The 13,806-nt window shown below is 52.3% G+C and carries 13 protein-coding genes; 9 read left to right on the top strand and 4 right to left on the bottom strand.

The window, feature by feature from the left end; all coding sequences use genetic code 11:
• Positions 1-163 precede the first annotated feature (163 nt).
• The 4 genes from hemW (at position 164) to BXP70_RS02075 (ending at position 3,424) form a co-directional block, all read left to right on the top strand.
• Positions 164-1,309 carry a radical SAM family heme chaperone HemW gene (gene hemW, locus BXP70_RS02060; protein ID WP_086592335.1) on the top strand — a complete coding sequence of 382 codons (1,146 nt, stop codon included), beginning with the start codon at positions 164-166 and terminating at the stop codon, positions 1,307-1,309.
• 120 nt (positions 1,310-1,429) lie between these two features.
• Positions 1,430-1,855: a hypothetical protein gene (locus BXP70_RS02065; RefSeq protein ID WP_086592336.1), complete on the top strand. Its 426-nt coding sequence runs from the start codon at positions 1,430-1,432 to the stop codon at positions 1,853-1,855.
• A gap of 14 nt (positions 1,856-1,869) precedes the next feature.
• Positions 1,870-2,553, top strand: a complete 684-nt coding sequence (locus BXP70_RS02070; RefSeq protein WP_086592337.1) for an alpha/beta fold hydrolase — start codon at positions 1,870-1,872, stop codon at positions 2,551-2,553.
• 34 nt (positions 2,554-2,587) lie between these two features.
• A complete protein-coding gene (locus BXP70_RS02075) occupies positions 2,588-3,424 on the top strand; it encodes a cyclase family protein (protein ID WP_086592338.1) in 837 nt (278 codons plus the stop codon).
• A 10-nt stretch (positions 3,425-3,434) separates the two neighbouring features.
• Here the strand turns inward: BXP70_RS02075 and rpmA are convergent, their stop codons facing one another.
• Both rpmA and rplU read right to left on the bottom strand, forming a co-directional pair.
• Positions 3,435-3,710 (bottom strand): 50S ribosomal protein L27, encoded by a 276-nt coding sequence (rpmA, locus tag BXP70_RS02080; protein WP_086592339.1) that lies wholly within the window; start codon positions 3,708-3,710, stop codon positions 3,435-3,437.
• Between the two features lie 112 nt (positions 3,711-3,822).
• Positions 3,823-4,128: a 50S ribosomal protein L21 gene (gene rplU / locus BXP70_RS02085; RefSeq protein WP_086592340.1), complete on the bottom strand. Its 306-nt coding sequence runs from the start codon at positions 4,126-4,128 to the stop codon at positions 3,823-3,825.
• A 492-nt stretch (positions 4,129-4,620) separates the two neighbouring features.
• Here rplU and BXP70_RS02090 point away from each other — a divergent pair, with 492 nt between their 5' ends.
• Both BXP70_RS02090 and BXP70_RS02095 read left to right on the top strand, forming a co-directional pair.
• The gene (locus tag BXP70_RS02090; protein WP_086592341.1) at positions 4,621-5,583 is read left to right on the top strand and encodes a ribonucleoside-diphosphate reductase small subunit; all 963 of its coding nucleotides are present in this window, start codon (positions 4,621-4,623) and stop codon (positions 5,581-5,583) included.
• A 283-nt stretch (positions 5,584-5,866) separates the two neighbouring features.
• The gene (locus BXP70_RS02095; protein ID WP_086592342.1) at positions 5,867-6,619 is read left to right on the top strand and encodes a LytR/AlgR family response regulator transcription factor; all 753 of its coding nucleotides are present in this window, start codon (positions 5,867-5,869) and stop codon (positions 6,617-6,619) included.
• Positions 6,620-6,624: 5 nt separating this feature from the next.
• Here the strand turns inward: BXP70_RS02095 and BXP70_RS02100 are convergent, their stop codons facing one another.
• Positions 6,625-8,937, bottom strand: a complete 2,313-nt coding sequence (locus BXP70_RS02100; RefSeq protein ID WP_218779722.1) for a hybrid sensor histidine kinase/response regulator — start codon at positions 8,935-8,937, stop codon at positions 6,625-6,627.
• A gap of 208 nt (positions 8,938-9,145) precedes the next feature.
• Positions 9,146-9,331 carry a hypothetical protein gene (locus tag BXP70_RS02105; RefSeq protein WP_086592344.1) on the bottom strand — a complete coding sequence of 62 codons (186 nt, stop codon included), beginning with the start codon at positions 9,329-9,331 and terminating at the stop codon, positions 9,146-9,148.
• Here BXP70_RS02105 and BXP70_RS02110 point away from each other — a divergent pair.
• The 3 genes from BXP70_RS02110 (at position 9,330) to BXP70_RS02120 (ending at position 13,629) form a co-directional block, all read left to right on the top strand.
• Complete coding sequence (locus tag BXP70_RS02110) at positions 9,330-9,710, top strand: hypothetical protein (RefSeq protein ID WP_086592345.1); 381 nt, start codon at positions 9,330-9,332, stop codon at positions 9,708-9,710. The genes BXP70_RS02105 and BXP70_RS02110 overlap by 2 nt on opposite strands.
• Positions 9,711-10,236: 526 nt before the next feature.
• Positions 10,237-12,615, top strand: coding sequence for a ribonucleoside-diphosphate reductase subunit alpha (locus BXP70_RS02115; RefSeq protein ID WP_086592346.1), 2,379 nt, complete (start codon positions 10,237-10,239; stop codon positions 12,613-12,615).
• Positions 12,616-12,684: 69 nt separating this feature from the next.
• On the top strand, positions 12,685-13,629 hold the full coding sequence (locus BXP70_RS02120; RefSeq protein WP_143436339.1) for a hypothetical protein: 945 nt from the start codon (positions 12,685-12,687) through the stop codon (positions 13,627-13,629).
• Positions 13,630-13,806 lie beyond the last annotated feature (177 nt).

Raw genomic sequence — 13,806 nt, forward strand, 5'->3', positions numbered from 1 at the left:
AGAACGTCGGCACGACGCACTTCATTTTAAATCAACAGCTAAGCTACGGAACATAAGGCGTGCCGCTTCCATCATCTACTATGTTCGGGTTAGCCCGTCTGCGTAAACTTATTGCTGGTCGCGGCTTGTTACGGACCTAGCTACTTTTCTATTCAACTTTCCCGTGCCCGGTCTTTACCTCCATATTCCCTTCTGCAAACAAGCTTGTCACTACTGCGACTTCCACTTTAGCACCTCCATGGCGCTTAAGAGTCGTTTGGTAGAAGCACTTGTGCAAGAGCTAGCTTTGCGGCACGCCTACTTAGGTGCAGCTCCTACGCTCGACACAATTTATTTTGGTGGCGGTACTCCTTCTTTGCTCACTGCAGCGGAGCTCAACACGATTTTTGAGGCGATACACCAGCACTTCCAGGTAGCACCGCAGGCCGAGATTACGCTGGAAGCCAACCCCGATGACCTTACAGCCGCGAAGCTGCGCGAGCTAGCCGCGTCGCCCGTCAACCGGCTTAGCATTGGGCTGCAAAGTTTTCACGAGCCGCATCTGCGCTTGATGAATCGAGCTCATTCCGCGTCAGAGTCGCTCAGTGGCGTGCGTGCCGCCCAGGACGCCGGCTTCGAGAATATCTCCGTAGACTTAATTTATGGGGTACCTGCGCCCGATCATCGTATCTGGGAGCAAGATATGCAGCAGGTCTTTGATCTAAAGGTACCGCACTTATCTTGTTACGCATTGACGATTGAGCCCGACACAGTATTTGGGCGGCGCCAGCGCAAGGGAACTTTCATTGCGCCCCCCGATGACTTTGTAGCCCAGCAGTTTGAGTTGCTATTAACGCAAATGCGGGTCCATGGCTACGAGCAATATGAGATTTCAAACTTCTGCCAGTCCGGTCGTGAGTCGCGTCACAACTCGAACTATTGGCGAGGGATACCTTACCTAGGTCTTGGCCCAAGTGCGCATTCATTTGATGGGGTAAGCCGCCAGTACACCGTAGCCAACAACACGCAATACGTTACGGCGGTGCTGGAGCACCAAGAGGTTCCCGCTACTTACGAAGTCCTCTCACCCACTGACCGGGCCAACGAGTACCTCATGACTAGTTTACGAACCGCACGCGGCTGCGACTTAGCTTACTTGCGGGACGCGCTAGGCTTAGACCTAGCTTCCCAGCAGCCCCACTACTTGCAGCAACTTACTCAGAATGGCTGGGCCACGCTACGCCAGGAAGTGCTAGTGCTCACCGATACCGGCAAGCTGCTGGCAGATCAGATTACGTTGGAGTTGTTTCAAGCTGCCGACGCCGAGTAGATACGCCGGCGCTCCGATCCGAGAAGCGCTGTTCGTTCTACGTCCCTAGCTTTCTGAGGCTTAGAGATTACTGGTTGTTAGCCACAGCAAAATCGAGAAAATCAGCGTAAATCTGTATCTATGAAACGCCTGATTGACGCTCTTGCTGATGACACTGATTTCTTTGTCGAGCAGGTTCAAATTACCGCCATTGTATTCGACAACACCGACGATGTCACGGTGTGGGCCACCACCATTTTCGACGGGGAGCTGTACTTCTTCCACCTAGGTCTCCAGTTTTCTACCCTCGACTTGCTGTTGCGCCTTGTCGCTGAGCGGGCCGAAGCTCTGCAAGAAGACGTAGCTGATGCGCTGGCTACCGTCACGGAATGGCCTTGCTTGCTCGAATATGCCAGTGAAGAAGATCCTCCCGTTCCATTGCCAGGAGTTGCCCTGAAGCTAGCTTGCACGTATCCGGCCACTGAAGAAGGCGAAGAAGCCGACGAAGAGGCAATGCCCCATAACATCTTCTACCTGGAGGGCGTGTTTATGCGCCTTGAACCTTAACGTGCCGTGTTCTTGTGCCAGCTCCTAGCTTCTACCTCATTCCTGGCCTAGGTGCCGATGAGCGCATCTTCCGAAACTTGCAACCCCTGTTGCAGGGTACCGCCGTGGTGTTGCAGTGGCTTACGCCTTACCCTAACGAACAGATCGACCATTATGCGCAGCGCATGGCCCAGGCGGTTCCTACTGATCAAGTTTGCTGGGTAGTAGGGGTCTCGTTCGGAGGAACGATAGCGCTGGAAATCTGCCGGATACGAGCGCAGGCACGAGCCGTCCTCATTTCGAGTATTCCAGATGCCGAGTCCTTGCCGCCTTTGTTGCGGTTGGTTCGTGCTACAGGGATTTATAAGCTCGTACCACCGCAGCTTTTGAAGCTATTCCCCCGCGCTGGGCAATGGTATTTTGGTATTAAGAATGGTGAGGAGTATCAACTCTTCCGAGAAATTCTTCGTGATATGGAGCCTACTTACACGCGATGGGCCATTCACCGGCTGCTCCATTGGGACAGTACCGGCGTGGGCCGCTGCTTGCAAATCCTAGGGACAGCCGACCGGGTCTTTCCGCCGGGTCCTGCTCCGGTTGACTACCTTATTCCTGGAGGCAGTCACTTTATGGTGTTGAGCCACGCACCTATGATTGCTCAAATCCTTAATGACCTAACAGCTACTCCCCAGGCCGCTTCTGTCGTGGCGTGGGATTAACAGCTAAAAGACTTCTATTTTATACCGTAGTCGGATGCTCGCAACCTATCCTTATGCTGGCCGCACTTTTTCTTTCGCCCCAGCAGCGCCCATCGATATTTCGCTTCCCCTAGCTCCTGGGGACCAGCAGGTCAACTGCTTCTGGGCTGAGCCGGTGCAGTTTGACGTTATTCGGGTAGGAAGCTTTGTGGGCAGCGTAGCGGAAGGTGGTAGCACCAACTACAAACGTGTGCATGTAACGCCTCACGGCAACGGAACCCATACCGAGTGCTACGGGCATATATCCGCCGAGCCCACCGCTACCTTAGATCATTGTTTGCGCCGTTTTCTTTTTGTCGGCCAAGTAGTTTCTGTTTTACCACGGCAGCAGGCAAATGGCGACTGGGTAGTCATGCTGACGGATATACAGCAGGCACTTAGCGCCTTCACCAACGAAGTTACCCTAGCTCCGGAAGCGCTTATCCTACGCACGCTGCCAAACGATATAGCTAAGCGTAGTCGTCAGTATTCCGGCACTAACCCTACTTACCTTGAGCCAGCTGTAGCGCATTACCTAGCTGATCACCAGATTCAGCACCTCCTGCTTGATCTTCCTAGCGTCGACCGTGAGGAAGATGGGGGTGCTTTGCTTGCCCACCACGCTTTTTGGCAGTACCCACACGCTACACGGCGAGAGGCTACCATTACAGAACTCATCTTTGTTCCGGATGAGGTAGTTGACGGCCTTTACCTGCTCAACTTGCAGGTAACGAGCTTGGTGCTCGATGCCAGCCCGAGCAAGCCTATTCTCTATCGCTTGAGCGAGTTACCTAGCACAATAGTACAAACGCGAAAAGGGACCAGTTTTATAACTGGTCCCTTCAAGGCTTAATTAGCAAAACCTAGGCGGCAGCTTCTGCCTGACCTACTGGTACTACCGATACGAACGAACGCTCGTTGCGGCCTTTGCGAAACTGCACAACACCGTCTACCATAGCGAACAGGGTGTGGTCTTTGCCAATACCTACGTTCTGACCTGGGTGGTGCTTAGTGCCGCGCTGACGCACGATAATGTTACCAGCGATGATGCCTTGACCACCGAAGATTTTTACGCCGAGACGCTTGGAATGCGATTCGCGGCCGTTGTTAGAAGAGCCGACGCCTTTCTTGTGTGCCATTGTATTTGGAGCTTTTAGCTACTAGCTGTTGGCTGTTAGCTTATGTTCGAGGAAAATAGGTTCGAAAAAAGCAGAAGCTAACGGCCACTGGCCATCAGCTAACAGCCTTTGACTAGCCGATACTGTTGATCATTACTTTGGTGTAGTCCTGACGGTGGCCGTTGAGCTTACGATGGCCCTTACGACGCTTCTTCTTGAACACCAGAACTTTGTCGGCCTTTACATGGGCCAAGATGGTACCGGTCACTTTCACATCCAGCGTCGGAACGCCAATGTTGACAGTGCCATTGTCATCGGTTAGCAGTGCGTTGCCTAGCTCAACCGAGTCACCGACATTACCTGCCAGTTTGTGAGTATAAACGAATTTATCGGCTTCGACTTTCGTCTGCTTGCCAGCTATATTGACGATTGCGTACATCAGCGTCTTCGCGGTTTCTGAAAAATGGAAGGCAAAAGTATGGTTTTGAATTTACATTTCCAACTCTAACTCACTAATCTTCATTAACTCCCCCAAAGAATAGCGAACCTACCATATTTATTTCTAGAAATAATTGGGCGGCGCTCAGCCTATTGCTAGGGAACCAGCAACGGGTACGCGAATACAAAATTTGTGGATAAATACGATTGTCCACACCCAAAATGTGGATAACTTCCTCTTAAAGGAGCATAACGGTGTATTTAGCGTGCTGCTTTTCTGCATTTTGGCTACCTTCAGTCATTATGACTGTGGAAAAGTTAATCGGAAATTTTGACCGATTACGGGTGTGCTAGCTATAGGCTTGGCTATCTTTGATGACTAAACTGCCCGACAGTTTATTTTTGCAAACCGCCGAACAATCTCTCTTTTTCTTGGGTTTGCAAGCCTCCGGCTCTGCCGTTGTTCAGGTTATTTACTCTCAACTTCCCTGGTATGGAACCCCTACTGACTGAGAATCCCAACCGTTTTGTGCTATTCCCGATCCAGCACAACGATATGTGGCAGATGTACAAGCAGGCTGAGGCCTCGTTCTGGACGGCCGAAGAAATTGACCTAGGCCAGGATCAAAAAGACTGGGATTCGCTCAACGACGGCGAGCGGCACTTTATCTCCCACGTACTAGCTTTCTTCGCCGCTTCCGATGGCATCGTGAACGAAAACCTAGCCGTGAATTTCATGCAGGAAGTTCAATCGGCTGAGGCACGCTGCTTCTACGGCTTTCAGGTGATGATGGAAAACATTCACAGCGAGACCTATTCGCTCCTGATTGATACGTACGTCAAAAACCCTCAGGAGAAAGACCGTTTGTTCAACGCGTTAGAAACTGTGCCGTGCGTCAAGAAGAAAGGTGAGTGGGCCATTAAGTGGATCAACTCCGACAACTTCACTGAGCGCCTGATTGCGTTTGCCGCCGTGGAAGGTATTTTCTTCTCGGGTTCGTTCTGCTCCATTTTCTGGTTGAAGAAGCGCGGCTTGATGCCGGGTCTAACCTTCTCCAACGAGCTGATTTCGCGCGACGAAGGACTACATTGCGACTTTGCTTGCCTGCTGTACAAAGACCACCTGATCAACAAGTTGCCGGAAGCCAGGGTCCAGGAAATTATCCGCGACGCGGTAATGATTGAACAAGAGTTCGTGACCGATGCGTTGCCCGTGAACCTCATCGGCATGAATGCGGCTTCTATGTCGCAGTACATCGAGTTTGTGGCTGACCGCCTCTTAGTAGCCCTAGGTTACTCGAAGATCTACAACTCCACAAACCCCTTCGACTTCATGGAAATGATTTCGCTGCAAGGCAAAACCAACTTCTTTGAAAAGCGCGTAGCAGAGTACCAGAAAGCTGGTGTGATGGCCGACCGCGACCAAAACGTCTTCTCGTTGGACGAAGATTTTTAATAAGTACGTTATTGATTGGCCAAGTCAAGCGCTGCCTCAAGTGAGAGCATCTTTCTTTTACCCTTGGCTGAAGCTAGCCTGCACAATGCCAAAGCCCACAACCCTGGTTGTGGGCTTTTGTATAAATGCCTAATGCTAAATCGCGCTTATCAGGGTTTATCTCCACAGAGATTGGGATTTATAAGAAGATTTTCTTCTGTCTTATAAAGGTTTAGCGTTCCTAAGCTTATAAATGTGTCGATACTATACCCATTCCGCGTAGGTGCAATTTTAAGCTATCGTTATGACCTCCGCAGCTGCCCCCCTTGCCTGCGTCATTATCGACGACAACGAAATTAACCGCTTCACCCTAGAGCGCGCCGTGCAGCGCCACGACCAGCTCACGCTAGCCGCTTCTTTTCCGGATGCGGTGGAGGCGCTAACTTATCTCCATGCGGGCGGCAAAGTCGATGTATTGCTGCTCGATATTGAGATGCCTCATATCACTGGCTTAGAGCTAGTAAAGCTGTTACCTGAGCCTAAGCCAGCCGTAATTCTAGTAACAACGCACGCTAGCTTTGCCGTAGATGCCTTTGAGCTTCGTGTGCTTGATTACTTGGTGAAGCCTGTAAGCTACGCCCGGTTTTGCCAGGCCATTGCCCGCGTAACGGAGCAGCAACCAGCTATGCCAGCGCCAGCGGCTGCACCGTCTAGCCCAGCGGCGCCGGTGGATATTTCAGCCACGGGCACCGATTTGTTTGTGAAAACCAACGGCAAGCTGCTACGCATCAATTTCGAAGATGTACTCTTCATCGAGGCGCTATCTACTTACGTAGTGCTAGTGACAAACAAGCACAAGCACGTGGTAGGCGGCACGCTCAAAAGCATTGAGGAACGGTTGCCTTTTCGCCACTTTGTGCGCGTGCATCGCTCCTATATTGTGAACCTACACCGGGTAGAAGCCCTGGAAGACAATATGTTAAAGCTAGGTCAGTATGAGGTGCCCGTAAGCCGGCCTTATCAGGATGACCTTGTTCAACGCTTGCAGGCCTTGTAAGCCCGTTATGAAGGAGCAGCCGGCAACTGCCTTGGCAATACCTCTAGTGCCCGCTCAAGCTGTCGCACCAGCAGCTGTACGGCCGCTTCCCGACGGGGGCTAGCTTGGTTTTCGGAACGGGCAGGCTCCATCAGCAACTGCAAGGGCGGCGCGATGCCCACTACCCCAAACTGCACAAGGTTGGGCTTGATGTGGTGTACCAGCTTGGCTACTTGCCCCCACTGCCCAGCGGCAGCGGCGCTTTGAATCTGTTGCAGGGTGGGCGGAATGTGCAGCAAGAAGGAGCGAATCATCCGCTCGACGAAGGCTTGTTCGCCATCCGCCAACTCGTACACCTGAGCTAGGTCATACGGTGGGGGCTCGGGAGCTTCTACTAGCGCGACCAGCTTGGTAAAAAACTCCTCCTCCTTGAAAGGCTTAGTCAAGCAATCGTTGATACCGGCTTTGAGGTAACGGTCGAGGTCGGCGCGGAAGGCGTTGGCAGTTAGCGCTAACACGGGTACCTGGGCTCGTTGCGGCTCGGGGTGCAGCCGAATTTGGGTAGTAGCCTCTACCCCACTCATGCCGGGCATCTGAATATCCATCAGCACGGCGTCGTAGTAGTGCTGAGCGTGCAGGACGAGGGCCATAGAGCCATCTTCGGCCTCATCTACTAGCACGCCCCAACCCTCTAGCACGCGGCGCACCACGTCGCGGTTGATGCCATTGTCCTCCACTACCAACACCCGGCGGTTGCGTAGCGTCTCCGTATCCGTCAGCACCGGGCAAGGCGCTATCTCAATGCTCTCCGCTAACAACAGCGTCACGGTAAACTGAAACGTGCTACCGTTGCCGAGCTGGCTATCGACTAGCATGATCCCGCCCATTTGCTCCACTAGCGCCCGCGCAATACCTAGCCCAAGGCCCGTGCCCCCGTACAACCGAGCCGTATCGACGTCGGCTTGTACAAAGTCCTCAAAAATATGATCGAGCTTGTCTGCCGGAATGCCGATACCCGTGTCCGTGATACGGAAGCCAACCGTGAGGTGCGTTTCACTTTGACTTATCAAATAGCCACCAATAGAAACCGTGCCTTGCGGGGGCGTGAACTTGATAGCGTTGGATACCAAGTTGATCAAAATCTGATTGAGGCGGTATGGGTCGCCCATCACCCGGGGAAGCGGCTCGCTTTGAAGCAGCAACGCCACGTGGAAGGCTAGGCCTTTTTCAACCGCCTGCACGGCCAGTGGGCGCAGGGCTCCTTCCATCGACTCACGCAAGTCGAAGGACATTTGCTCCAGTTCCAGCCGGGCCGAGCTGATCTTGGTCATGTCCAGCACTTCGTTGAGCACGGACAACAGATGTTCGCCCGAGGTTTGAATAATGCGCAGCAGTTCCCGCTGCGCTTGGTCGAGCTGGGTTTTGGTCAGTTGGCGCGCCATGCCGAGCACCCCGTTCATCGGCGTCCGAATCTCGTGGCTTAGGTTAGCCAAAAAGGCCTCCTTTGCTCGCGCCGAAGCCTCGGCTTTTTCCTTGCCGCGTTTGAGTTCGGCCTCAGCTTGCGCCTGCTCCGTCATATCGAAGGCACAGAGCAGCACATAAGGCTCCTGCCCAGGCGGGTCGAGGCGCTGCGCCTGATAAAACACCTGCCGTAATGGTCCATTTGATGGCAGCAAAGCTAGGTGCCCAGCCACGGTGTGCTGCGCATGCTCAAACTGCGCGCTATAGGCGGGCAAAACCTGCGCTTGGTCTGCCTCAGCTAAAAAAGCACCAAGCTGACGCCCAACAACTTGATCAACGGACCTATTTATGAGGTGGGTAAAAGCTAGATTGCAGGAAAGTAGTACGCCGTGCAGATCATGGGTGGCCACGGCAACCGGCAAGCGCTGAAGCAGCAACTCCTGCTCCGTAGCATCGCGCCCGCCAGAGACGAGGCGAAACGTGAACAGCTCGGAGCGGGCTACCCCACTAGCGGCGGGCAGCAGGACGTAATCTTGCAGCAGCACTCGTCCGTCGCGCAGCACTACTATCTCGCCTTGTACTGCCTCCTGAGCTGCTCGCTGGGCCCGCAAGCGCTGCTCGTGTGCAGCAGGCTGCACAACAAGGTGCTGCACACGAGCAAAGAGCATCTCCGCAGGCTGCCCCACCCAGTGTGCTAATGGCTCGGTACTACCTAGAAGCTGGCCTAGTGCTTCGTTGATCCGTTGGATAGTGCCCTCCGGCCCCACGACTAACATGCCTGGCCCATCCTGCTCCCTTAGCCCCGCCAGCCGACGCTCAGCGGCGGCGGCACGCTCGTTGGCTTCGCGCAACGCTTGTTCCAATTCCGCGATACGCATCTCGGTACTGGCGGAAGTCTGAAGAGGGAGAGAAGTGGAAAGCATGCCGGACAAGAAAACGAATAATGCAGCCCCAACTAACACCGCCTAGCGCTGGGTTCCCACCTGCGCTAGGCGGACTGGGGCGCTAGGTAGTTGGCGCCAAATACGTTCGAGGGAAAATCGCGCCAGCTGTTTTTCACTCGCTGTAAAAAGCCAGCTACTCACATCAAAAAAGATGCAATTCAGCAGAAACCCCGGAAGCGCCTGCTTCGGCGCCATAACATTGTATCATCAACGGGGCAGCAAGGCAGGTTCCGCGGAGCAAATTATCTCCGCTGTGTTTTTCCGGTCCATTGACAGTAATAACCGCTTTTTCTAATAATTCCCTTATCTCCTTTTCATCAATCCTCATGGCTTACTCTACCTCTACCACGGCTGGTCAAACAGTACAAGAAATCATCAACGCACTACCTGGCCTTATGGCTGTAGCCGTCGTTGACGCGCAATCGGGCATGGCCCTGGCTTCGCACTCTAACTCGCCTAACATCAACCCCGAAACCGCCGCTGCTTACAACACGGAAGTGGTAAAGCAGAAGCACAAGGCCATGGCCGCGCTGAAGCTCACCGACGAAAAAATCGAAGATATCCTGATTTCGCTCACCCACCAGCTGCACCTGATCAAGCTGTCGGCTGACGCGAAGAAGTTCATCTATCTCGTAGTAAGCTCCCGCGACACCAACCTAGCCATCGCTCGCGAAGTACTGCGCGAAACGGCTGAGATGCTGAAGTAATATCTGCTTATCATTATTATAGCTATCCGACAGATAGGGAAAAAGCCACCTCCGTACGGGGGTGGCTTTTTTATGCTTGAGCTAGCTGCAAAAGGCAAGCTGGCTCCCCCCTTAAGCTTACGAAGGTCTCTGACGCGGAAAGCCATTGTATGCGCTGACCGGTACTCGTTGGAAAATCGGTTGCATTAATGCAGGGCTCTTTCTGGGTCAGGAGTACCTAGGTTGCCCGGCCAAAAACGGCGGTGTTTCCGCCCTGCATACAACATAGTATTTCTACAGAATTTAGCAACCCAATTTTACTAGCTTTTCGCCCAAAACATGGCCGAGTTAAAACGCCGCGTACGATAGCGTAGAGGCCGAAAACAAAATTTTTAGTCAGCGGAACCAAACAGTATAGCCTACTTCCTGGTATTTTCCGGCTAGCAATGCGGCCGGGGGCCGACATGGCAACCACTTTCACCAGTGCTTCCCACGTCAGCCCCCGGCCTTTTTTTGTATCCGCCAAACACCTTCACCCGCTACGCCTATGTTGGTAATCAAACGCGACGGCCGCCGCGAATCGGTCAAGTTCGACAAAGTAACTGCCCGTATTGAAAAGCTCTGCTACGGGCTGAACATGCTGTTCGTCTCTCCCATTGAAGTCGCCAAGAAGGTGATTGATGGGATTTACGACGGCGTTACGACCGTAGAACTCGACAACCTAGCAGCCGAAACCGCTGCGTCCCTCACTACCCGCCACCCCGATTACGCCATTCTGGCGGCCCGCATCGCGGTGAGCAATCTGCACAAGGTGACTTCTAAGTCGTTCAGCTCGACGATGAAGCGCCTCTACACCTACGAAGATCCCAAGACGGGTGAAAACGCTTCGCTCATCGCTAAAGATGTATGGGAAGTTATTCATAACCACGCTCATACCCTCGACTCGGCCATCATCTATGACCGCGACTATAGCTACGACTACTTCGGCTTCAAGACGCTGGAGCGCTCGTACTTGCTGCGCATGGATGGCAAAGTGGTGGAGCGCCCCCAGCACATGATCATGCGCGTGGCGGTGGGCATCCACAAGAACGACATCGAGTCAGTACTAGAGACCTACAACCTGATGTCGGAGCGGTGGTTTACGCACGCCACGCCTACCCTCTTCAACGCGGGTTCACCGAAGCCACAGCTTTCCTCGTGCTTCCTGCTCACGATGAAGGACGACAGCATCATGGGCATCTATGACACGCTGAAGAACTGCGCCCAGATTTCGCAGTCGGCTGGTGGCATTGGCCTGAGCATCCACAATGTGCGCGCTACCGGTTCGTACATCAAGGGTACTAACGGCACTTCCAACGGCATCATCCCGATGCTGAAGGTGTTCAACGACACGGCCCGTTACGTGGACCAAGGCGGCGGCAAGCGCAAAGGTGCCTTCGCCATCTACATCGAGCCCTGGCACGCCGACATCTTCGACTTCCTGGATCTGAAGAAGAACCACGGCAAGGAAGAAAACCGTGCCCGCGACCTGTTCTACGCCCTCTGGACGCCCGACTTGTTCATGAAGCGCGTGGAAGAGAATGGCAGCTGGACGCTGATGTGCCCCAACGAGTGCCCCGGCCTCGGCGACACCTGGGGTGAGGAGTTCGAGCGCCTGTACCTGAAGTACGAGCGCGAAGGCCGTGGCCGCAAGACCATCAAAGCCCAAGAGTTGTGGTTTGCCATCCTGGAAAGCCAGACCGAGACCGGCACGCCCTACATGCTGTTCAAGGACGCCGCCAACCGCAAATCAAACCAGCAGAACCTAGGTACCATCAAGAGCTCCAACCTCTGCACCGAGATTATGGAGTACACCGACCGCGACGAAATTGCGGTGTGTAACCTAGCTTCGTTGGCGCTGCCCCGCTTCGTAACGGAAGGCCCGAAAGGCTTGGTGTTCGACCACCAGAAGCTCTACGAGGTAACCTACCACGTGACGAAGAACCTGAACAAGGTTATCGACATCAACTACTATCCGGTACCGGAAGCCGAGAAGTCGAACCGTCGTCACCGCCCGATTGGGCTAGGTATCCAAGGGTTGGCCGATACGTTCATCGCGCTGCGCATGCCGTTCGAGAGCGACGAGGCCAGCGGCTTGAACAAGGACATCTTCGAGACGATCTACTTCGCGGCCATGACGGCGTCGAAGGACCTAGCTAAGAAGGACGGCGCCTACGAAACCTTCCAAGGCTCACCGCTGAGCAAAGGCAAATTCCAGTTCGACCTGTGGGACGTGACACCGGACTCGGGCCGCTGGGATTGGGACAGCCTGCGCCAAGAGGTGATGGAACACGGCGTGCGCAACTCGCTGCTGGTGGCACCTATGCCTACGGCTAGCACCGCCCAGATCCTCGGCAACAACGAGTCGTTTGAGCCTTACACCTCCAACATCTACGTGCGGCGCGTGCTGAGCGGCGAGTTCATGGTGGTGAACAAGCACCTGCTGAAAGACCTGGTGAAGCTAGGTCTGTGGAACGAGCAGATGAAGCAGGACATCATTGCGGCCAACGGCTCGGTGCAGAACATCGACCGGGTGCCACAGCACATCAAGGACCTGTATAAGACGGTGTGGGAAATCTCCCAGCGTCGGATCATTGATATGTCGGCTGACCGCGGCGCGTACATCTGCCAGAGCCAGAGCCTGAACCTGCACGTGATGAACGTGAACTTCGGCAAGCTCACCAGCATGCACTTCCACTCCTGGAAGCGCGGCCTGAAAACCGGCATGTACTACCTACGCACCAAGTCGGCCGTGGATGCCATCAAGTTCACGGTGCAGAAACAAGCCGCCGAGACGCTGGAGCCGCTCAACGTAGCCGCCCAGAATCAGAGCGACATGGCTTGCTCGCTGGATAACCCAGACGCTTGCGAGGCCTGCGGCTCGTAAAATATTCGTCAATAATAACAAGAAAGGCAGCCAAACAGCTGTCTTTCTTGTTATATAATGATTTATTTTATGCAAAGAATTTTGCTAAAAACAATCACTATAGTTGGTACAGTAATAGCCGTAGTGACTGGTATATACACCATATATCATGAAGCAATCGAGGACAGGTCACCAATTTTAAATATAAGTATTGAGAATTCTGAACAGGCTACACGTTTATCTAAAATAAATGGATTAAAAGCAACTTATATTTTTAAAAAAAGAGAAATAAAAAACTTTTGGACTCTTGACATAAGGATAGAAAACACTAGCAATACTACAATAATTGGCAAAGGGAATAAAAAGAATATAATAGGCGATAGTTTATCTTTGTTCTTAGCACACCCTTATAAATTATTAGATGGATCTTTTACAGAAAATAATTTTAACGATGTTTCATTTCGTTCTGATATTGACACAATAATAAATCTTAGATTCATTCAATGGAGACCGAAAGAAAGAATAAGGCTGAGGCTTTATATCGAAGGCGATACATCTGCAACAAGAGGCCCCTCTTTTTGGATGAACGATAGGCAAATTATAGACGGAAAAATAACATATGAAGAACAGTTAAAAAAAGACTATAAAGGGTTTTTACCAAGTAAGGTAAAAAGCAAATACGCTCTTTTTGGTCTTGGCCTAATCGCGATATTTGTTTTTGCAGAAGCATTCGTATTTGCCTTGATTTACTTTATTGATCATACGATATCTCTGTTTGTATATAGGATTTGGAAAGACAAATATTATTCAGATTACAAACTCAAAGTACAATTCCTTAATGAAAACAATGTTATTTTAAAAAAATACGATCCTTATAATCTGCCGGGCGAATTTTGGCTCCAACTTGACAACATACCAAAGCCCAAAAAGACAGTTAATGAAAATCAAATTTATACAGAACTCACTTTAGCTTGCTTAATTGCTGCTGGAACAGTAATAGGTATATTATGGATAATACCTCTTGGAGGTATTTAACAAACAATTTCCAACTGGTGCGAGTTTAACACAGCGTAACTCGTGCCTAGCTTTGTGATGAGGTTGTACCTCATCTGCTGCACAGCGGCAAACCAATACCAAGCTGTTAGCATGCAGACGTAAGTTGTTCTAGTAGGTAAGACACCAGTCACGCTGCGCTAAGCTCACACAGTAGAA

The sequence above is a fragment of the Hymenobacter crusticola genome, assembly GCF_002154225.1.
Lineage (GTDB): Bacteria > Bacteroidota > Bacteroidia > Cytophagales > Hymenobacteraceae > Hymenobacter > Hymenobacter crusticola.

Bases quoted from the DNA above. Each gene is read 5' to 3' on its own strand.
- BXP70_RS02105 (WP_086592344.1), bottom strand. From the start codon at position 9,331: ATGAGGATTGATGAAAAGGAGATAAGGGAATTATTAGAAAAAGCGGTT.
- BXP70_RS02115 (WP_086592346.1), top strand. From the start codon at position 10,237: ATGTTGGTAATCAAACGCGACGGCCGCCGCGAATCGGTCAAGTTCGAC.
- BXP70_RS02110 (WP_086592345.1), top strand. From the start codon at position 9,330: ATGGCTTACTCTACCTCTACCACGGCTGGTCAAACAGTACAAGAAATC.
- BXP70_RS02065 (WP_086592336.1), top strand. From the start codon at position 1,430: ATGAAACGCCTGATTGACGCTCTTGCTGATGACACTGATTTCTTTGTC.
- rpmA (WP_086592339.1), bottom strand. From the start codon at position 3,710: ATGGCACACAAGAAAGGCGTCGGCTCTTCTAACAACGGCCGCGAATCG.
- BXP70_RS02120 (WP_143436339.1), top strand. From the start codon at position 12,685: ATGCAAAGAATTTTGCTAAAAACAATCACTATAGTTGGTACAGTAATA.
- BXP70_RS02075 (WP_086592338.1), top strand. From the start codon at position 2,588: ATGCTCGCAACCTATCCTTATGCTGGCCGCACTTTTTCTTTCGCCCCA.
- BXP70_RS02100 (WP_218779722.1), bottom strand. From the start codon at position 8,937: ATGCGTATCGCGGAATTGGAACAAGCGTTGCGCGAAGCCAACGAGCGT.
- BXP70_RS02090 (WP_086592341.1), top strand. From the start codon at position 4,621: ATGGAACCCCTACTGACTGAGAATCCCAACCGTTTTGTGCTATTCCCG.
- BXP70_RS02095 (WP_086592342.1), top strand. From the start codon at position 5,867: ATGACCTCCGCAGCTGCCCCCCTTGCCTGCGTCATTATCGACGACAAC.
- rplU (WP_086592340.1), bottom strand. From the start codon at position 4,128: ATGTACGCAATCGTCAATATAGCTGGCAAGCAGACGAAAGTCGAAGCC.